The sequence below is a fragment of the Nocardiopsis baichengensis YIM 90130 genome, from assembly GCF_000341205.1.
Taxonomy (GTDB): Bacteria; Actinomycetota; Actinomycetes; order Streptosporangiales; family Streptosporangiaceae; genus Nocardiopsis_A; species Nocardiopsis_A halophila.
Genome location: NZ_ANAS01000025.1, coordinates 84,124 through 103,670, shown reverse-complemented (window position 1 = coordinate 103,670; position 19,547 = coordinate 84,124). Strand labels below are relative to the sequence as shown.

Here is a 19,547-nt window from a genome sequence, read left to right as displayed (position 1 = left end):
CCACCGGTGTGCGCCGCATTGAAGGCGGCACGACGGGCGCCCGCCGTCCCGCGCGGGCCTCAGCGGACGCCCGCCTCCGAGCTGATGCGCCTCGTCAGCCGTTCGGAGAAGGCTGGGAGTCCCGGCGGCCCACGCTGATCCCGTCGAAGAGCACCGTCATGAAGTGCTCGGCCAGGTCCGCGGTGCCCAGGTTCCCCTCCGGGCGGTACCAGCGCACGGCCACCCAGATGGTGTCGCGGATCATCCGGTAGGTCAGCTTCGGGTCGATGTCGGGGCGGAACGCGCCCTCGCGCTGGCCGTCGCGGATCACGCCGACCCAGATGTCCTCGATCTCCCGCTCGGTCTCGGCCAGATAGCCGAAGCGCGGGAACTGCTGCAGGTAGTTCCAGTCGTTCTGGACGACCGTGATCGCAGCCCGGTGCGGCTCCAGGGACCGGTAGGCCTCCTGGATCAGCCGGGAGAGCACGTCCCGCGGCGCGTCGCCTTCGTCCACCGCGGCGCGGTACCGGCCGAGCAGGTCGTCCAGGTAGGAGGAGAGCACCTCGTCCACGATCGACTCCTTGGAGTCGAAGTGGTGGTAGAGACTACCGGACAGGATCCCGGCCTCGTCGGCGATCTCCCGCACGGTGGTCGCCTGGAAGCCCTTGCGGGCGAACAGGTCGGCGGCCAGCCGGACCAGGTTCCCGCGGCGCTCGGAGGCGGCCGCGGAGGAGCGCCGCCCTCGCCCGCGCCCGCGGGGCGCGGCGCCGGGCGCCGGGGAGGCGGCGTCGTCAGGGGCGTCGTCGGTGGTGGAGACGCCGGAGGCGTCTCGGCTGCGGGTGTTCACGCCACCATTATGCTGCCGGTGTCCAATCGCTTGCTCGATAATCGCCGGACCTGCCCGAGATCGGACCGCGGGGCCGCGCGGCGGAACGCGCCGTGCGGCAGGACCTGCCGGGAGAAGGGGCACCGGAGAGGAGACGGGCCCGGTTGGCCAGGGGCGGTGACAGTCGAACGGGACCGATGTGTCCGCTGTCGGAGGCCCTGAGGGCGCCCCGATACAGGCGGTCACGGTCGCGGCAGGCCGTGCCGCCCCCAGAGGCCGCGCCCTCCCAATAGGGCGCGGTGCGGTCAGCCGAGGAGTTCGGCCATCTCCCGGATCGTCGGGCACGGCCAGCGCAGCATGCAGCACCGGCACCGCTGTGCGGCCGGGGCCGATGCGCTGCTGATGCCGCCGCCGTCCCTCGGGCGGTGCAGCGACAGCAGGTTCAGGCACAGGCCGGCGAAGGCCGAGATCTCATGGCGGGCGTTGGCATAGAACGCCACGTCGTTGATGCGCAGTAGACCGCTGTCGCAGCTCTGGCGGGGGATGCCGACGGTGTCGGGCCCCCAGGGCACCGCCCGGTCGGCGCGCTCGCGCACCCCTTCGATGTAGAGCCGGAGCCGCTCGTGCACGTCGAGCTGGTCGTCCGCGGAAGCGAACAGATCGGAGATCGACATCGGACCCTTCCCCCCGGTCCCGCCTTGCGACCAAGCGTATTAGTCAGGTCACAGAGTGTGGCAACAAAGCGCGGGGAAAACATGGCGCCGCGCCGGGCCACCGCACGGGCCGCCCCGGGGGCGTGGGGCAACCCGTGCTCCGGGATGGTCGGAGCCGGGGCGCCGCCCGGTCACGTTCGGTGGGGTTCCCCCGCCCGCGGGCCGCCAACCCCGGTCGGCCGGAACCGGCTGCCGCCCGGCAGCGCCCCGCCCGCCGGCGCCGGCGACACCCGGGCGAAGAAGCCGGACGCCGGTGCCGGGCGGCGCAGCATCCGGTACAGCGCCACCTGGCCCGCCACCATGAGCGGCACCATGGGCGCCAGCGCCACCGAGACCAGCACCAGTACCGCCCCCGGCACCGGTTCCACCGGCAGCGCCGCGCCCAGCCCCACGGCCGGGACCAGGACCGCCATCGCCGCCGCCGAGGCGTGCCGGGAACGTCCCGGCCCCTCGGTGCCCGCCATGGCCGCCAGCGCCACGGCGACCACCACCGCACCCGCCCCGGCCGCCAGGGGGCGCCCGCCCTCCAGGGCTCCGGGCAGCGCGCCCAGCGCCACCGCGACCCCAAGCACCGCGAGCCCCGCGCGCGCCAGCACCCGGGTGAGCCGGGCCGCCGCGTCCGCGCTCAGTGCGCTCAGTGCGCTGTGCGGGCCCTCGGCGGGACCGGCGTCGGACGGCACCGGCACCAGGCGCTCGGCGCCGAAGGCCGCCCCGCGCAGCAGGAACAGCACCACCGTGCAGGCGGCGACGGCCGGGGCGAGGGGGGAGAGCACGCCGCCGGCCAGCAGCGCCCCGGCGGCCAGGCCCCAGCACACCGCCAGCGTCCAGCTGCCGCCGACGATCGCCGCGTCCCAGGCCGCGTGCCAGGCGCGGGCGTCGGTCCGGGCCCGGAGCCACAGCCCGGCGTCGCGCAGCAGCCACCCGGCCGTCAGCACCGCGAACACCGGCCACAGGTCGGACACGACCGCGGTCTTCAGGCCCGGGAACAGGCCCGCGACCACGCCCACGGCGCCGACCAGCCACACCTCGGTTCCCAGGAAGTAGGGCGCGGCCGCGGAGACGGCGCGCCGCCGCTCGCCGCGGGTGCGCGCCAGGTAGGGCATGAGCATGCCCAGACCCACGTCGCAGCCGGCGAGGACGAAGTAGCCCACCAGCAGTGCGGTGAGGAACAGGACGGGGACGAGCTCCATCGGGGTCTCCAGCGTCGTGGGGGGTCACAGGGGCCGGGCGGGGACCTGGGCCCCGTCCTCGGGCTCGGTCTCGGGGCGCGGCGGGGCGAGCGGGCCGCCCTCGGGGCCGCGGCGGGCGAAGCGGACCAGCAGCCAGAAGGTGGCCGCGGCCAGCACGGCGAAGGCGGCGGTGAAGAAGGCGAAGGAGGCCGTGGCCATGGTCGGCGACAGGTCGGACATGGCGTCGGCGGTGGTCAGGTGGTGGCGCACGACCCAGGGCTGGCGCTCGGTCTCGCGCGCGGTCCAGCCGCCGATGCTCGCGGCGTAGGGCAGCACCGGCAGGGCGATCAGCATCCAGTGCACCCAGCGCCAGCGGTCCAGGCGGTTCATCAGCCACACCAGGGCGGCGGTACCGGCCACGATGCAGATGAGCAGCCAGGAGCCCATCATGACCCCGTCGCCGGCCATGCCCGCGGCCTCGACGGCGGAGGAGGCGCCCTCCGACTCGATCGCGGCGATCTCCTCGGCGCTGTAGGTCATGCCGCTGGTCGGCGGCTCCTGGCCGTAGAGGACGAACTGCGCGCCGCCGACCGTGACCACCGGCATCACCGCCAGCAGCAGGATCGCGGTTCCGTGCCGCACGCCTCGGTGGAACATGCGGTCGGGGTCGTTCCCCCGGCGCAGGTGCGCGGCGCTCACCGCGCACACCAGGGCGCCGCCGACCAGCAGGGCGGAGGTGGCCACGTGGCCGAAGGCCATCAGCGTCGAGGGGTTGCCCATCAGCGACCAGGGGCTGTCCAGGACGGCGACCCCGTCCTCGATCCGGAACCCGGCGGGCCACTTCAAGAAGCCGTTGGCGACCAGCACCCAGTAGGCCGAGGCGTAGGCGGTCGCCGTCACCACCAGGAAGCAGGCCCAGTGCGCCCACCGGCCCATCCGGTCCCAGCCGAAGATCCACAGGCCCAGGAAGGTGGACTCGACGAAGAAGGCGCCCATCGTCTCCACGGCCAGCGGCGCTCCGAAGGCGTAGCCGAACATGTCGCTCAGCCCGCTCCAGTTCAGTGCCAGCTGCAGCTCCATCACCAGGCCGGACAGCACGCCCATGGCGTAGTTGAGCACGTAGAGGCCGCCCCAGAACCGGACGGCGCGCATCCGCGCCCCGTCTCGTTTGCGGACGGCCGTGAGCTGGTTGAACAGGATGTAGGGCGCCAGGCCGAGCGTGAGCGCGACGAACATGTAGTGCGTCGCCGCCGTGCACGCGAACTGGAGCCGAGCCAGGGACAGGGGATCGTCGAGCATGCCGTGCGCCTTAACCGTCGGGTCCGGGGGAACGGTGACGATGGTGGGGGGACGGTCATGCCGAGGACATCGACCAGGGGAAGGCAATCCCGCTACGGCACCCGGTGTGCGGTGGAAGGACCGGATACCTCTCCGGGCGTAGGGGGAACCCCCGGCGCCCTTAGGGGCGAAACGAGGCCGTCTGCGGAGGAGGGGGAGGAAGGCGGGGGAGCCGTCCCAGGGACGCTGTCACCCGGCGGCCGGTGCTCAGCGGTCGGTCATGCCGCCGGTCGGCACCCCTCCGGCCCCAGCCGCGGACAGGGGGTCCGAGCGGCGCCGTCGACGTGCCGCGCCCCGCCCGCCCCGCCTCAGGCGGTCAGTCCAACCAGCCAGGGGTCACCAGGGAGGTCTCGTAGGCGATGACCACCAGCTGCGCCCTGTCGCGCACCCGGAGCTTCACCATGGCGCGGCTGACGTGCGTCTTGGCCGTGGCCGGGCTCAGCACCAGGCGTCCGGCGATCTCGTCGTTGGACAGCCCCGCGCCCACCAGCGCCAGTACCTCCCGCTCCCGCTCGGTCAGCTCGGCCAGGCGCTCCGTCGGGGCGGTCCGGCGCGCCGGGCGGGAGGCGTAGTCGGCGATGATCCGCCGGGTCACCGCGGGTGACAGCAGCGCGTCCCCGCGGGCGACCACCCGCACCCCTTGGAGCAGCTCCTCGGGCTCGGTGTCCTTGACCAGGAACCCGCTGGCGCCGGCGCGCAGCGCCTCGAAGATGTACTCGTCCAGGTCGAAGGTGGTCAGGATGATCACCTTGGTCGAGGCCAGCGCCGGCTCGGCCAGGATGCGGCCGGTGGCGGCCAGCCCGTCGGTACCCGGCATGCGGATGTCCATGAGCACCACGTCCGGGCGCTCCTGGACGGCGCGGCGGACCGCCTCCTCGCCGTCGGCGGCCTCGGCGACCACCTCGATGTCGGGCACGCTGTTCAGCAGGGCCCCGAAGCCCGCGCGGACGAGGGACTGGTCGTCGGCCAGCAGAACCCGGATCACTCGCGCCCCTCTCGAACGGCACCGCCGTCCGACCCAGTATCCCGCGGCGGCTCCGCACCCCGCGACGGCTCCGCGGCCGCCCCGTCCGGGTACGACGGCAGCCGCGCGTGCACCGCGAACCCCCCGTCCGGTCCCGGGCCGGCCGAGAACGCGCCGCCGAGGGCCTCGGCGCGCTCCCGCATGCCCGTCAGGCCGTTTCCGGGGCGGGGGGCGACGGCGCCCCGGCCGTCGTCGCGGATCCGCAGGTCCAGCGCGTCCGGGCCGTAGGCCACCTCGACCTGGGCCCGCCCGGCGCCGCTGTGCCGCACCACGTTGGTCAGGGCCTCCTGGGCGATCCGGAAGGCGGCCGCCTCGGTGCCTGAGGACAGGCGCCGCCGTTCGCCGCGGACCCGCAGGTCGACGCCGATCCCGGCGCCGCGGGTGTCCTCGGCCAGCTGCTCCAGCCGGTCCAGCCCCGGCGCCGGCGCGCGCGGCGCCTCCTCGTCCACCGCCCGCAGCACGTCGAGGGTGGCGCGCAGGTCGCGCAGGGTGTCCTTGCTGGTGCGCTTGATGGCGGCCAGGGCCTGCGCGGCGCGCTCCGGCTCGGCCTCGATCAGGTAGAGCGCGGTCCCGGCCTGCACGTTGATCAGGGAGATGCTGTGCGCGACGGTGTCGTGCACCTCGCGGGCCAGGCGCAGCCGCTCGTCCGTGGCCCGCCGCAGGATCTCCTCCTCGCGGGTGCGGGCCGCGTCGGCGCGCCGCTGCTCCTGCACCGCCTGGTACTCGCGGCGCCAGCGGACCACCTCGGCGGTGCACAGGATCACCAGGACCCAGGCGAGCACGCCGAAGGCGGGGCCCAGGCGCGGGGCGCCGAAGGCGTGGACCTCCCAGCCGTGCACGAGCAGCCACTGCGACAGCCCCAGCGCCCACCCCTGCCACCGGTAGCCCCGGGACACGGCGGTGAACAGCGCGATCGCCCCGCACACCAGGACCGGGCCGTCGGGGTAGCCCAGCGGGTAGTAGACGGTGGTCGAGAACATGCTGACCAGGGCGACCGGCAGGGGCGCGCGGCTGCGCCACAGCAGCGGGACGACCGCCGTGAGGAGCAGGGCGTACCCGAGGACGTCCAGGCTCCGTTCGAAGGGCGGCTCGTGGAAGAGGTCGAGCCAGACGGTGGGGACCAGCACCAGGGCCGCGAGCGCGGAGGCGAGCACCGCGTCGGCGGTCGTCGGGCGCAGGCGGGAGACGGTCATGGCGTCCAACGGTACGCAGGGAGGGGAGGGGCTGCGCGTCCCCCCTGAGGGGATGGTCCGGACGGGGCGCGTACTCCGGGGGGAGTACGCGCCCCGCCGGCCCGCTCGCCCCGGAGCACCGGGGCGAGCGGGCCGGGCTCAGCGCCTCAGGCGCCTGCGTACCGCATCGATGGCGGGTTCGGCGGACATGGACACCGCCAGCAGCGCCGTGCCGATGAGGCCCGGCACCGTCATCTGCTCGCCGAGGAAGAGCGCCGACAGCAGGGCGGCGGTCATCGGCTCGGCGAGCGTCCCGACGGCCGCCCCGGCGTCCGAGGCGGTCTGCAGCCCGCGGAAGTAGGCCAGGTAGGCGAGCACGGTCGGCACCAGGCCCAGGAACGCCAGCAGTGCAAGGGCGTCGGGGCGCGCGGGCACGGCCATGCCGGCGGCCAGGCCGCCCGGCAGCAGCAGCACGGACCCGGCGAGCATGCCCAGGCCGACGTTGACCAGCGGCGGCAGTCCCTCCACCGGGCGCCGGTTGACCAGCGTCATCGCCGAGAACGCCAGGCCCGCCCCCAGGGCGCACGCCAGCCCGGCCGCCAGGCGCGCGGGGGAGGCGTCGACCGAGGGGAAGCCGGCCAGCAGGGCCAGCCCGATGACGGCGGGCACCACCGAGGCGGCCAGCCGTCCGGTGGGGCGCCGCCGTGCCAGCAGGCAGGCCCCGGCGGCGACGAACACCGGGACGCTGCCGATCTTCACCAGCGTCGCCAGCCCCACCGGGATGAGGGAGAGGGAGGCGAAGTAGAGCAGCTGGAAGACGGCGTGCAGCACGGCGTTGGCGGCCAGGCGCACCGCGAACGCCCGGGAGCGGGGCAGCCGGCGCAGCGCGCCGGTCGCGGCGAGGACGGCGGTGATCAGCAGGCCGGCGATGAGCAGGCGGTAGGTCGCCACCGCCATCGGCGCGACGCCGACCGAGGACTGGAGCAGGTGCCCGGCGGGGCCGCCGGCGCCCCAGAGGACCCCGGCGGCGGCGAGCAGGACGAGGCCGCGCCGGGCGGGCGCGGCGGACGACGCGGCGCGCGGGGCCGCGTCAGCGGGAGGGGAAGGCACGACGAGGACTCCTCCGTCGATGGGGTGTTCGGCCGCATCTCGGAGCGTCGGCGGTGTCGGCGGGGTCGGACCCGCCGGTCGGTGCGGCGCGCTGCGCCGCTCACGGACGCCCCGGTCAGGCGGCCGGAGGAGGAGTGACGAAGAGAGTGGTCGGGTCGCCCATCGGTGTCCTCGCAAGCGGTGGTGGAACGGCCCCGACTCTAGCGGACCTGGGGTGACCCGATGTATCCCGGGGAGTGCGAACGCACCCCGGGGGACAGGGCGACACCGCGCAAGGGTCCACGCGGTCGGGGCCCGTGGGGGCCGGGTGCGCGGGCGCCGGCACGGCAGCGGCGAGGCAGGAGCCCAGGACCGTGGCGTCGCCGGCCCCCGGGCACCGGGGCCGGAGAGCGGCGACCGGGCGCGCATCGGCGGGAGCGGCCTGCGCAGACCCGGTCAGCGCACGAAGGTGCCGCTCGGCGGGGCGGGGGAGTCGTCGGCGTCGGCGTCGTGCACAGGACGGGCACCGGCCGTGAAGCGGTCGAGGTCGTCGCCGTGCACGAGTCGGGCCATGTCGGGGTCGCGGTGGGCCCGGTGCGCCAGCTCGTCGGTGGGCAGCGGCCGGTCCGAGGCCACCAGCACCAGGTTGCCGAACCGGCGCCCGCGCAGCACCCCGGGCTCGGCCACCACGCCCGTGTGGGTGAAGACCTCGGCGGCCGTGGCGAGCTGGCGGCGGGCGTGCAGCAGGCGCCCGCCGTCGGCCACGTTGACCACGAAGACACCGCCGGGACGCAGCACCCGGGCGGCGTCGGTGAAGAACTCGACGGTGGTCAGGGCCGCCGGTGTGCGGGCGCCGGCGAAGACGTCGCAGACGATGAGGTCGGCGCGGCCGTCGCGGCGCTCGGCGAGCCAGGAGCGCGCGTCGCCGATGCCCACCCGGATGCCGGAGCGGCGGTCCCAGGGCAGGGTGGAGCGGACGGCGGCCACCAGGTCCTCGTCGATGTCGACGGCGCGCTGCCGCGATCCGGGGCGGGTGGCGGCGATGTAGCGCGCGAGCGTGAGCCCCCCGGCGCCGAGGTGGAAGGCGTCGACGGGCCGCCCTGCGGGGGCGAGGAGGTCGGCGACGTGTCCGAGCCGGCGGACGTACTCGAAGTCCAGATAGGTGGGGTCGGACAGGTCGACGTGCGACTGCGGCGTGCCGTCCACGACGAGCAGCCAGGAGTCGGGACGGTCGGCGTCCCGGACCAGTTCGGTGTGCGTGCGGAATCCGCCCTCGGCGCCGGTCGACATGCTCCCCCGTAGATCCTCCGTGCCCGCCGGGCCACCCGCGGCGGTTCCACGGTGAAGGCTACGCAATCCCGGAGGTCCCTGCGCAGCGCACGGCCCGCGGTCCTGCGCGGCCCTGTGGACCGGACGACGGCTCCGTCGCGGAGCGGCCAGGGGCGGCGTTCCCGGATCCCTGACGGTCACCGGCAGGCCCCAAGCCCACGAGCGGTCCCGCTGGACGCTCGGAACCACCTCAGTGCTTCTCACCGATGTTCGCGGAAGTCCGGCGGGGTTCGAAGTGTGGATGCCATGACCCGTGCAGGGGCCGGTCGGTCACGTCGACGCCGTCGCGCCTTTCTGATGCCCTTACGTTCTCGGGCGGGCCCGTGGGGTCCGGTGAGGCGAGGGGGAATGCCCGGTGCCCTCCCCGCGGGCGCCTAATCGTCCAGGCGGCGGTACTCGCTCCGGTAGTACACCAGGGGGGACCGCCCTTCCCGGGCGGCGAGGTGGTGGACGCGGGCCACCACGATCACGTGGTCGCCCGCGGGGTGCTCGGCGTCGACCTCGCACTCCAGCCAGGCCTGGGCGCCCTCGATGACCGGCGCGCCGGACGGGGACTCGTGCCAGGGGACCTCGGCGAACTTGTCCCCGCCCTTGGCGGCCAGGCGGAGGGACGCCTCCTCCTGGTCCGCGCCGAGGATGCTCACCGCCAGGCGGGACGCCGCGCGCAGTGCCGGCCAGCTCGTGCTCGCCCGGCCGACGCAGAAGCCCACCAGCGGGGGCTCCAGGGACACCGAGGTGAAGGAGTTCGCCGCCAGCCCCACCGGGCGGCCGGTGCGCGGGTCGCGGGCGGCCACGGCCACCACCCCGGTGGGGAAGCGCCCCAGCGCCTCCCGGAAGTCCCGGGGGCCGAACGGGGCCGCCGCGGTGCGCGTCCCGTTCCAGCGGGTCCGGGGCGCCTCGGCCACGGCGCGGTGCGCGCTCCCACGGTCTGCTGACACGGGCCTCGCCCTCCTGATTCCTCGGCCGGGGCCGTTCCCCGGATGTTCACCCAAGCGCTTGCTTGGTTTCCCTCATCGTACCCGCCGCCGCCCGTCCCGTCACCCGTGGGCGCCCGCCTCTTGACACCAAGCGTTTGCTCGGTCTTGACTCGGAGGCGACCCGAGCAGGGAGGCGGCCGTGGCGGGAACCGGACTCAGCGGAGCGGCCTCGCTGGCCGGGGTGGGCCGCACCCCGTTCAGCCGCGACTCCGGCGCCAGCACCACCGCCCTCGCCTGCCGCGCGGTTCTCGCCGCCCTCGACGACGCCGGGCTGGGCGTCGGCGACGTCGACGGTATCGCCACCCACCGCGTCGGGGACTCCAGCCCCCCGTGGGTCGTGGGCCCCGCCCTGGGCATCGACGACCCCGCCTGGCACCTCGACCAGTTCGGAGGCGGGGGCGTCTCGCACGCCGTCGTCGGGCAGGCCGCCATGGCCGTGGCGGCGGGCGTCGCCGAGGTCGTCGTCTGCTACCGGGCCATCAACGCGCGCTCGGAGTTCCGCATGGGAGGCAAGGGCCGGGCCCCGGCGGGCGCCTTCGACCTGCAGTACCAGGCCCCTTACGGGCTCCTCGCCCCCGTCCAGCACTACGCCGTCCCCGCCCGCGCGCACATGGACGCCTACGGCACGGCCCCCGAGCACTTCGGCGCGATCGCGGTGCGCCAGCGCGCCAACGCCGCAGCCAACCCGCGCGCGCTCAAGCGCGACCCGTTCACGCTCGACGACTACCTGGCCTCGCCCTGGATCTCCGAGCCGTTCCGGCTGCTCGACTGCTGCCTGGAGACCGACGGCGCCTGCGCCCTGGTGGTCACCTCCGCCGAGCGCGCCCGCGACCTGCGCCGACCGCCCGTGGACATCGCCGCCGCGGCCTGGGCCGGGGGCCACTCGACGTACTCCCCGCCCGTCCCCGGCGGGCTGGGCGACGACCTGACGACCTCGTCCGCCGCGCGCCTGGCCCCGCGGCTGTACGCGATGGCGGGCCTGGGGCCGACCGACGTCGACACCGCCGAACTCTACGACTGCTTCACCTGGACGGTCGTGGTGCAACTGGAGGACTACGGCTTCTGCGCCAAGGGCGAGGGCGGCCCCTTCGCCGCCTCGGAAGCCATGGACATCGGAGGAGCGCTGCCTGTCAACACGCACGGGGGCTTCCTGTCCGAGGGGTACGTGCACGGTATCAACCACGTCGTCGAAGCGGTCGACCAGCTCCGGGGCGACGCGGGCCCGCGCCAGGTCGAGGGGGCCGAGGTCGCCCTGTCCACCGGCCAGCCGGGCTACGTCCTGGCCGGCACGTCCGCCCTCCTGCTGACCGCGGGCCGCTGACCGCACCCGGACCGCCCGGGCGGCGCGCCCGAACGATGGACACCCCGGAGGTGACCGATGGGAAAGGCGATACGGACCCCGCGGCCGGACGCGGACGGGGTGGGCGCCGGCGGCGCCGGTGGGCCGGGCGCCGGTGGGCCGGGCGCGCCGGGGGACACGGCCGTGCGGCCGCGCCCCGCCCCCGACCGGGACTCGGCCTACTGGTGGGAGGCGGTCAGGGACCGCCGCTTCCTCGTCCAGTACTGCGCCGACTGCCGGAGCCCGCGCTTCCCTCCGCGGGAGGTGTGCGCCGTGTGCCTCTCCCTGGAGTGGCACTGGCACCAGGGGACCGGCACCGGGACGGTGGACGGGTGGACCGTCACCCGGCGCACCTTCCACCCCGCCTTCCCGGCGCCTTACACGGTGCTGCGGGTGGCCCTCGACGACGCGCCCGCCCTCTACTGCTGGGGCGGACTGGTCGGCGCCGACCCGGCGGACCTGCGCCGCGGCCTGCCCGTGGAGGCGGAGTTCACCGAGCTCCCACCGGAGAACGGACGCACCCTTGGCGAGGACGGGCCCGACGTGGTCGTCGACTGGCGCCCGCTCGGGTGACGACTCCGGATGCCGGCAGGCGGGGTCGCGCTTCACCACCAGAGACCGTCGGCTGATTCGCGATGATCTCGGGGAAGGCGGCCTTATCAGGGCGCTCTTAAGGCCGACTCCCCCGAGATCATCGAGGGAAAGCGGGAAAGAGAGCGGGCCATGGGAAGGCCAGGTCCAGTAGTCGGTCGGGTGGAACAGGTCTGGACGGAGCGTCGCCCCGACTCTCTTCGGCGCCCTCCGCTGTGTCGCGAATGTCCTGCGGACAGGCGCCCGGCGGTATCGGTGCCGTCGGGCGAGGCCTTTGGCTTCCCTCAGGGTACGGACAGGCGCTTCCTCAGGGCCGCCTTGTCGGTCTTGCCGTTGGCGTTGACCGGGAGGGAGTCCACCACCTCGACCCGGCGCGGCACCTTGTAGTTCGCCATGTTCTCCCGGCACCAGGCGATGACCTCGGACTCCAGCCCCGGTGCCCGTGCCGGTCCGGCGGCGTCCGCACCGCCGCGGCCGGTGCCGTCGCCGCCTCCGTGCCCCGCACCGTCGGCCGGGACCACGAACGCGCAGCCGACCTCGCCCAGCCGCGCGTCCGGCACCGGCACCACCGCCGCCCCCGCCACCCCCGGGCAGCGCAGCAGCAGCGCCTCGATCTCGGCCGGATAGGCGTTGAACCCGCCGACGATGAACACGTCCTTCTTCCGGTCCACCACCGACAGGTCGCCGCGCCCGCTCAGCACCCCCACGTCGCCGGTCCACAACCGCCCCCGGCCGTCGACCGCCTCGGCGGTGCGCTCCGGGTCGCCCCAGTAGCCGTCCATCACCCCGTGCCCCCCGACCACGATCTCCCCGCGCCCGCCCGGCGGCAGCGGCCGTCCCTCCCCGTCCACGACCTCCACCGTCACGCCCGGCATCGGCCGCCCGGCGGTCCCGGCCACCACCTCCACCGGGTCGCCCTCCCGGGTCATCGAGACCACCGTGCCCTCGATGAGCCCGTAGGCGTTGACCATCCGCCGCACCACGCCCGCCTCCAGTAGCCCCCGCACCAGCTCCGGCGGCACCGACGCCGCCCCGCAGACGCCCACCCGCAGCGCGGGGAACCGCTCCCCGGCCTCCCGGCGCGCCAGCAGCCCCTGGAACAGCGTCGGCGGCCCGGCCAGCACCGTCGCCCCCTCGTCGGTGATGAGCCCGGGCAGTCCGCCCGGGTCGAAGACCGCCTGCGGCAGCAGCCGCGCCCCGCGCATCACCCCCGCCAGCAGCCCGGCGTTCACCCCGAACCCGTGTGAGAACGGCGCGATGACCGGGTACCGGTCCCGCCCGTCCAGCCGCACCACCGAGGCCCAGTCCCAGTACCCCCGCAGCAGCTGACCGTGCGGGATCATCACCCCCTTGGGGTCCCCCGTGGTGCCCGAGGTCGCCAGCACCTCGGCCAGGTCGGCCCCGTCCACCCCCATCGCGCGCAGCTCGGCCTCGGCATCGGACACGGCGCCGCCCCGCCCGAGGAAGTCCGCGAAGGCCGCCGCCCCCGCCCGCCCGGCCTCCGGGTCGTCCGGGCCGACGTCGAGCAGCACCGCCTCCCGCAGATCGGGCAGGCCGGCGAAGGGGCGGCCGGGCCGGCCGCCCCGCCCAGCCCCCACCGCCCGCTCGATCAGTCCGGTGACCGGGGTGCCCCGGAAGCGCTCGGTGCACATCAGCAGCCGCGCCCCGGTGCGGCGCAGGAACCCGCCCGCCTCCAGCCCCCGGTACCGGGTCGACAGCGGCACCAGCACCGCCCCGGCCTCCCACACCCCGAAAGCGGCCGCGCCCCATCCGGGGGAGTTGGGGGCCATCAGCGCGACCCGGTCGCCGGGCCGCACGCCGGAGGCGATCAGGGCACGGGCGATCCCGCGGGCCCGCGCGGCCAGGTCCGCGGCGGTCAGGCGCTCGCCGCCGGCCGCGAGCAGCACCGAACCGGGCGTGCGGCGCGCCCGGTCGGCCAGCATCCGGGGCAGGGTCGTCCAGCCGTCGGGCAGGGGAGGGAACTCGGGGGAGTGGGCCATGGGGGTTCCTCCTCGCGTGGGGCGGTCTCAGCCCGCGCGGGCCCGCGCGCCGTCCCGTTCGCGCGCCTGGTGGTGCCCGCGCTCGTCGGTCAGCCGGCCCGCGCCGCCCTCGTCCCGGGCCTCCTCCTCCACCGCCACCGCGATCCGCACCGGGGAGAAGGACGCCAGCGCCTGCTCGATGCGCGACGTCCACATGCGGTCGCCGATCAGCGAGGAGCGGGAGAAGGCCACGCGCAGCTCGGCCAGGTCGAGCGTCCCGGGGCGGGACACCCGCAGCTCCCATGCGCCGACCCCGTCCACCCGGGCCAGCTCGCGCTCCAGGCGGGGCAGCGGCAGCCAGCGGCCCCGCACCAGCACCCGGTCGCCGACGGTCCCCGTCGGCGCGGGCACCGCCCGTGCCCCGTCCCGCGGTCGGGCGGTGAACCCGGTGCGCACCACCGCGCCGCCGAGCGAGGAGTGCCAGTGCGGCAGCGTCACGATCTCCGCCGTCCCGGCCGGGTAGGGCGGCTCGGCGACGGTGTCGGCGTCCAGCGGAGCCAGCCCCAGGGTCCCGGGGCGCGCCGGCTCCAGGCCTGCGGCGCCGTCCGGCCGGTGCGCCACGGGCACCTGCAGCAGCGGGTCGGTGAACAGGTCGACCACCTCGGCACCGAACTCGGCGGCCAGGCGGCGCCGCACCCCGTCCGAGGCCACCTCCCCGGCCAGCAGGATCCGCCGCAGTCCCAGGTCCAGCGGGTCGGCCTGGAACTCCAGGTGCAGGCGGGACAGCAGGTCCGCCGCCCCGCAGGGCGTGGCGACCAGCACCGTGGCGCCCATCGCCTCCAGCGCCGCGTGCAGCCGCATCCGCCCGCGCGGGCCGACCACCGCGGCCTGGGCCCCGGCGGCGGCCGCCGCCTCGGCCACGAGGGCCCCGGTCTGGTCGCCCTCGGCGCTGAGCGCCACCGCCGCGCGGTCGCCTGGGCCCACCCCCGCCGCCGCCAGCACCCCGCCGCCCAGCTCGGCGGCGAGCGCGCGGTCCCGGGGGCCCAGTGCGGCGGTGGCCCCGCCTTCGGGGCCGACCAGTAGCAGTCCGCCGTCCGTTCCGGGGGCCGCCCCCGGGCCGGGCCGGTCGGCCCGGATCCATTCGCGTCCGCTCACGACGGCGCCACCTCCTGGCGGAACAGCTTCAGGCAGTTGCACACGTGTTCGTGGTCCAGCCCGCCCACCTGCGCCTGGAGCAGCAGGTCGGTGGCGCCGGCCTCGGTGATGCGCCGCACCGCCTCGCGCGAGCCGGCCGCGTCGTCGATCACCACCATGTGGTGCTCGCGCAGCACCTCCAGCGCCTCTTCGGGCGGCATGCCCGCGGCCAGCTGCCCGAGCACCCGGTGCGTGGCGTGCCGGGCGTCGTAGTAGCCGGGCGGGGTGACCAGGTTGACCTGGCGGCGGATGTACCACAGCACCGCGTCCGAGGCGGTCTCCAGCGCCTCGTCCCGGGTGGGGGCCACGTGCCAGGGCACCATCAGCGCCACCCGGCGGGTGTCGGGGTCGAACCCGCTGTCGGCCAGCTGCCGCCGGTAGGCGGCGATGTCCTCGGCGACGCCGTCCAGGCCCTTGAGCATGGTCATGCCGAGCAGGTTGTGCCCGCGCCGCGCCGCCGCCAGGTAGCCCTCCAGGCTGGTGGAGGCCACCCACACCGGCGGGTGCGGGTCCTGGACCGGGCGCGGCAGCACCGACACCCCGGGCACCTGGAAGTAGGGGCTGTCCAGGGTGACCGGGGCGCCGTCGGCGCGCCAGATCTCCAGGACGGCGTCCAGGGACTCCTCCCAGATCCGCCGCGACTGCTCGAAGGGGCGCTGGAAGGCCTGGTACTCCAGCGGGGACGCGCCGCGCCCGGTGCCGAACTCCACCCGGCCGCCGGAGAGCACGTCCAGGGTGGCCACCCGCTCCGCCGTGCGCACGGGGGGCTGGAAGGGCAGCAGCACCACCCCCAGGCCCAGCCGCAGGCGGCGGGTGCGCTGGGAGACGGCGGCCAGGACCAGGTCGGGGGCCGAGGAGTGGGAGAAGCCGCGGGTGAAGTGGTGCTCGACGAACCAGGCCGCCTCGTAGCCCAGCTCGTCGGCGAGCTCGGCCTGGGCCAGCGTGTTCTCGAAGGCGCGCCGCTCCACCTCGCGGGTGCGGCCGCGGACCTCCACCTCGTAGCCCAGGCTGATGCGCAGGGACGCCATGGCGCCTCCGGGGTCGATACCAACCAAGCGAACGCTTGGTAGTGTATCAGCGCGGTGACGACCCCACAACGAATCGCCCGGCGGCGGCCGGCGGGGCGCGGCCGCGATGTTTGTCCCGCTCCGGCGCCTCCGCTGCCGGTTCGCGGTCGTCCGGTGAGGAACGGCGCGCCCTTCTCCGAACCGTTACCGGAGGTTCGGCGGCCGTGCGCTGTGCCATCGTCGTGCGCCGTCAAGGTGTGCACCGCACACGGGCACGATCGAGAACGGAGGCACGATGCGAGGCTGGTGGAGACGCGCGACCGCGTCCGCCGCGGCGGCCGTCGCCGTCCTGGCCGGGCTGTCCGCCCCGGCGCAGGCCGACACGGCCGGCACTCTGGCCCCGGCCGGACCGGTCGCCCAGGGGGAGCAGGCCCGGTTCGCCTACAGCACGCCCGAACCGCACGACACCAACTGGATCGGCGTGTACCCCCGGGGCGAGGGGCCGGTCGATGAGGAGTACACCGAGCCCTCGCTGGCCTGGAGCTACGCCCCGGAGGCCGAGGGCGAGGCGACCGTCGACACCGCTGCGCTGCGCGCGGGCGACTACACCGCCTACCTCCTGGCCCGGGACGGCTACGCCTGGCTCGCCGACCCGGTCGACTTCACCGTCACCGACGACCGCCCGGTGTCCTTCCCCACCGACGGGATCACCCTGCGCAACGCCCGCGAGGGCGACGCCTACGAGGCCTCGGTCGGCGGCCTGGCCTCCGGCGGCGGCGAGGTCGCCTTCCGCAAGACCGGCGGCCCCGCCTGGGCCGCGGTCGCCGAGGACGGCACCGTCACCGGCACCCCCGACGGCGACACGGACGCGCGGATCACGATCGAGGCCGCCGGCGAGGACGGCTCCACGGCCGCCCTCACCGCGACCGTCCCGGTCCGGAAGGCCGGGCAGGACCTGGTCGGCGAGCTCGACGTGATGACCTACAACACCTGGCACGCCGGGACACAGGTCAACGGGCACCACGAGAAGCAGCTGCGCTACCTGATCGAGTCCGGCGCCGACATCGTCGGCCTCCAGGAGACCGAAGGCGAGGCCGCCGAGCGCCTGGCCACGGCCCTGGGCTGGGACCACTGGCAGACCTCCGGCAGCCTCGGCGTGATCAGCCGCTACCCGATCACCGAGGAGCGCGGCACCGTCAACGCCTCCGGCAGCGTCGAGGTCTCCCTGGACGGCCCGGACTCCCGGGTCGCCGTCTGGGACGCGCACCTGGGCTACACCCCCTACGGCCCCTACGACGCCTGCGACTCGGGCATGAGCGTCGACCGCATCCTGGAGCGCGAGGCCGAGTCCGGCCGCACCCCGCAGATCGAGGACACCGTCGCGGCCATGGAGGAGGACCTGGCCGCCGCCGACGAGGTCCCGGTCCTGCTCATGGGCGACTTCAACTCCCCCTCCCACCTGGACTGGACCGAGGAGCTGCGGGAGAAGAACTGCGGCTACGCCGACGTGCCCTGGCCCGCCTCCACCGTGCCCACCGAGGCCGGGCTGACCGACTCCTTCCGCGAGGCCCACCCCGACCCCGCCGCCGAGCCGGGCACCACCTGGTCGCCGCTGTTCCCCAAGCGCGACGGCGACTCGGGGGTCGACGAGCCCCAGGACCGCATCGACTTCGTCTACTACAAGGGCCCGCTCGCGGTCGAGCGGTCGCAGACCCTAGTGGCCGGCGAGCCCGAGGTGTACCCGAACCACGCCGACAACGAGTGGACGTCCGACCACGCCTCGGTCATGACGACCTTCTCCCTGGACGGCTGACGCCCCGCCTCCCCCTCCCGGCGCCGCCCGCCCCTCGATCCCCCGAGGGGCGGGCGGCGCCCCTGTTCCAGGTGCGGCTACTCAGCGCCGCCGCTAGCCTGGAATCCCTCCCGACCGACTTACGACCCGTCTTTCCGTGCACCTGAGCGTGCACCGTTTCCCAAGGAGTGGCCGTGCTGCTACGGATGTCGAACCTGTTCCTGCGCACCCTGCGTGAGGACCCGGCGGACGCCGAGGTGCCGAGCCACAAGCTCCTGGTGCGCGGCGGGTTCGTCCGCCGGACCGGCCCGGGGATCTACTCCTGGCTGCCCCTGGGCAAGGTCGTGCTGGAGAACGTCGCCCGCGTCGTGCGCGAGGAGATGAACGCGATCGGCGGCCAGGAGCTGCTGCTGCCCGCGCTGCTGCCCCGCGACTACTACGAGGCCACCGGCCGCGCCGTCGAGTACGGCGACACCCTGTTCAGCCTCAAGGACCGCAAGGGCGCCGACTACGTCCTCGGCCCCACGCACGAGGAGGTCTTCGCCCACCTGGTCAAGGGCGAGTACTCCTCCTACAAGGACTTCCCGGTCACCCTGTACCAGATCCAGGAGAAGTTCCGGGACGAGGCCCGACCCCGGGCCGGGATCCTGCGCGGCCGCGAGTTCCACATGAAGGACTCCTACTCCTTCGACATCGACGACGCGGGCCTGCAGGAGTCCTACGAGCGGCACCGCGCGGCCTACATCCGGATCTTCGACCGCCTCGGGCTGGACTACGTCGTCGTCAAGGCCACCTCCGGCGCCATGGGCGGATCGGCCTCCGAGGAGTTCCTGGCCGAGACCCCCATCGGCGAGGACACCTTCGTCCGCAGCACCGAGTCGGACTACGCCGCCAACGTCGAGGCCGTGCGCGTGGCCGCCCCCGAGGCGCTCCCGCTGGAGGGGCTGCCCGAGGCCGCGGTCCACCACACGCCCGACACCCCCACCATCGAGACCCTGGTCGACCACCTCAACGGCGCCGGGCTCGGCCGCACCTTCACCGCCGCCGACACCCTGAAGAACGTGCTGGTCAAGGTGCGCGCCCCGGGCGGGCAGGAGTGGGAGGTCGTCGGCATCGGCGTGCCCGGCGACCGCGAGGTCGACGTCAAGCGCCTGGAGGCCGCCCTGGAGCCGGCCGAGGTCGCCCTGCTCGACGAGGAGGACTTCACGGCCCGCCCCTACCTGGTCAAGGGCTACGTCGGCCCCAACGCCCTGCTCGACAACAAGTGCCGCTACTACGCCGACCCGCGCGTGGTCGAGGGCACCCGCTGGGTCACCGGCGCCGACCGCCCCGACCACCACGTGGTCGACCTGGTCTGCGGCCGCGACTTCACCCCCGACGGCGTGCTCGACGTGGCCGAGGTCCGCGACGGCGACCCCTCGCCCGACGGCCGGGGCACCCTCTACACCGCCCGCGGCATCGAGATCGGCCACGTCTTCCAGCTGGGCCGCAAGTACACCGACGCCATCGAGCTGGACGCGCTGGGCCCCGACGGCAAGCCCAAGCGGGTCACCATGGGCTCCTACGGCATCGGCGTCTCGCGGGTCGTGGCCGCCGTCGTGGAGCAGTCCCACGACGACAAGGGCATCGTGTGGCCGCGCGCGGCCGCCCCCGCCGACGTGCACGTGGTCGGCACCGGCAAGGGCGAGCAGATCGAGGTGGCGCTGCGCCTGGCCGCCGAGCTGGAGGAGCGCGGCCTGCGGGTGCTCGTCGACGACCGCAAGGGCGTGTCCCCGGGCGTGAAGTTCACCGACGCCGAGCTGCTGGGCGTGCCCACCGCGCTGATCGTCGGCAAGGGCCTGGCCGACGGCGTCCTGGAGCTGCGCGACCGCCGCACCGGCGACCGCCGGGAGATCTCCCTGGACGGCGCCGCCGACGCGGTCGCGTCCGCGGTGGCCGCCGAGTAGGGCGCGGCCCGGCCGCGCCCACCGGGCGGGGACGGCGCGAGGACGGCGGGGGCGCCGGCCGCGGGGCCGGCGCCCTCCCGCAC

16 protein-coding genes are annotated in these 19,547 nt (G+C 75.3%); 4 read left to right on the top strand and 12 right to left on the bottom strand.

Annotated elements, in window-relative coordinates; translation table 11 throughout:
- Positions 1-94 precede the first annotated feature (94 nt).
- The 9 genes from C892_RS0120370 to C892_RS0120330 form a co-directional block, all read right to left on the bottom strand.
- Positions 95-826 carry a TetR/AcrR family transcriptional regulator gene (locus C892_RS0120370; RefSeq protein WP_017558686.1) on the bottom strand — a complete coding sequence of 244 codons (732 nt, stop codon included), beginning with the start codon at positions 824-826 and terminating at the stop codon, positions 95-97.
- A gap of 284 nt (positions 827-1,110) precedes the next feature.
- Positions 1,111-1,479, bottom strand: coding sequence for a hypothetical protein (locus tag C892_RS0120365; RefSeq protein ID WP_017558685.1), 369 nt, complete (start codon positions 1,477-1,479; stop codon positions 1,111-1,113).
- A 170-nt stretch (positions 1,480-1,649) separates the two neighbouring features.
- Positions 1,650-2,708: a cytochrome d ubiquinol oxidase subunit II gene (locus C892_RS0120360; RefSeq protein ID WP_017558684.1), complete on the bottom strand. Its 1,059-nt coding sequence runs from the start codon at positions 2,706-2,708 to the stop codon at positions 1,650-1,652.
- Positions 2,709-2,732: 24 nt separating this feature from the next.
- Positions 2,733-3,986: a cytochrome ubiquinol oxidase subunit I gene (locus C892_RS0120355; RefSeq protein WP_017558683.1), complete on the bottom strand. Its 1,254-nt coding sequence runs from the start codon at positions 3,984-3,986 to the stop codon at positions 2,733-2,735.
- Positions 3,987-4,341: 355 nt separating this feature from the next.
- Positions 4,342-5,010, bottom strand: coding sequence for a response regulator (locus C892_RS0120350; protein ID WP_017558682.1), 669 nt, complete (start codon positions 5,008-5,010; stop codon positions 4,342-4,344).
- Positions 5,007-6,242, bottom strand: a complete 1,236-nt coding sequence (locus tag C892_RS0120345) for a sensor histidine kinase (protein ID WP_017558681.1) — start codon at positions 6,240-6,242, stop codon at positions 5,007-5,009. The genes C892_RS0120350 and C892_RS0120345 overlap by 4 nt, the downstream gene beginning before the upstream one ends.
- A 138-nt stretch (positions 6,243-6,380) precedes the next feature.
- The gene (locus tag C892_RS0120340; RefSeq protein ID WP_017558680.1) at positions 6,381-7,331 is read right to left on the bottom strand and encodes a DMT family transporter; all 951 of its coding nucleotides are present in this window, start codon (positions 7,329-7,331) and stop codon (positions 6,381-6,383) included.
- 435 nt (positions 7,332-7,766) lie between these two features.
- Positions 7,767-8,600 (bottom strand): spermidine synthase, encoded by an 834-nt coding sequence (locus tag C892_RS0120335; RefSeq protein ID WP_017558679.1) that lies wholly within the window; start codon positions 8,598-8,600, stop codon positions 7,767-7,769.
- A 413-nt stretch (positions 8,601-9,013) separates the two neighbouring features.
- A complete protein-coding gene (locus tag C892_RS0120330) occupies positions 9,014-9,577 on the bottom strand; it encodes a flavin reductase family protein (RefSeq protein WP_449406523.1) in 564 nt (187 codons plus the stop codon).
- Between the two features lie 178 nt (positions 9,578-9,755).
- Here C892_RS0120330 and C892_RS0120325 point away from each other — a divergent pair, with 178 nt between their 5' ends.
- Together C892_RS0120325 and C892_RS0120320 are read left to right on the top strand one after the other, a co-directional pair.
- Positions 9,756-10,937 carry a thiolase C-terminal domain-containing protein gene (locus tag C892_RS0120325; protein ID WP_017558677.1) on the top strand — a complete coding sequence of 394 codons (1,182 nt, stop codon included), beginning with the start codon at positions 9,756-9,758 and terminating at the stop codon, positions 10,935-10,937.
- 162 nt (positions 10,938-11,099) lie between these two features.
- Positions 11,100-11,528: a Zn-ribbon domain-containing OB-fold protein gene (locus C892_RS0120320; protein ID WP_338040874.1), complete on the top strand. Its 429-nt coding sequence runs from the start codon at positions 11,100-11,102 to the stop codon at positions 11,526-11,528.
- 302 nt (positions 11,529-11,830) lie between these two features.
- On the opposite strand, the gene C892_RS0120315 is transcribed toward C892_RS0120320, so the two are convergent.
- From C892_RS0120315 to C892_RS0120305, 3 genes are read right to left on the bottom strand one after another with little or no spacing between them, the layout of a single operon-like run.
- Positions 11,831-13,546, bottom strand: a complete 1,716-nt coding sequence (locus C892_RS0120315; protein WP_017558675.1) for an AMP-binding protein — start codon at positions 13,544-13,546, stop codon at positions 11,831-11,833.
- 27 nt (positions 13,547-13,573) lie between these two features.
- Positions 13,574-14,680, bottom strand: coding sequence for a phenylacetate--CoA ligase family protein (locus C892_RS0120310; RefSeq protein ID WP_017558674.1), 1,107 nt, complete (start codon positions 14,678-14,680; stop codon positions 13,574-13,576).
- Positions 14,677-15,747 carry an LLM class flavin-dependent oxidoreductase gene (locus C892_RS0120305; RefSeq protein ID WP_017558673.1) on the bottom strand — a complete coding sequence of 357 codons (1,071 nt, stop codon included), beginning with the start codon at positions 15,745-15,747 and terminating at the stop codon, positions 14,677-14,679. The genes C892_RS0120310 and C892_RS0120305 overlap by 4 nt, the downstream gene beginning before the upstream one ends.
- A 274-nt stretch (positions 15,748-16,021) precedes the next feature.
- On the opposite strand from C892_RS0120305, the gene C892_RS0120300 reads away from it, so the two are divergent.
- Together C892_RS0120300 and C892_RS0120295 are read left to right on the top strand one after the other, a co-directional pair.
- The gene (locus C892_RS0120300) at positions 16,022-17,539 is read left to right on the top strand and encodes an endonuclease/exonuclease/phosphatase family protein (protein WP_017558672.1); all 1,518 of its coding nucleotides are present in this window, start codon (positions 16,022-16,024) and stop codon (positions 17,537-17,539) included.
- A 173-nt stretch (positions 17,540-17,712) separates the two neighbouring features.
- Positions 17,713-19,464 (top strand): proline--tRNA ligase, encoded by a 1,752-nt coding sequence (locus C892_RS0120295; protein ID WP_026124513.1) that lies wholly within the window; start codon positions 17,713-17,715, stop codon positions 19,462-19,464.
- Positions 19,465-19,547: the final 83 nt, after the last annotated feature.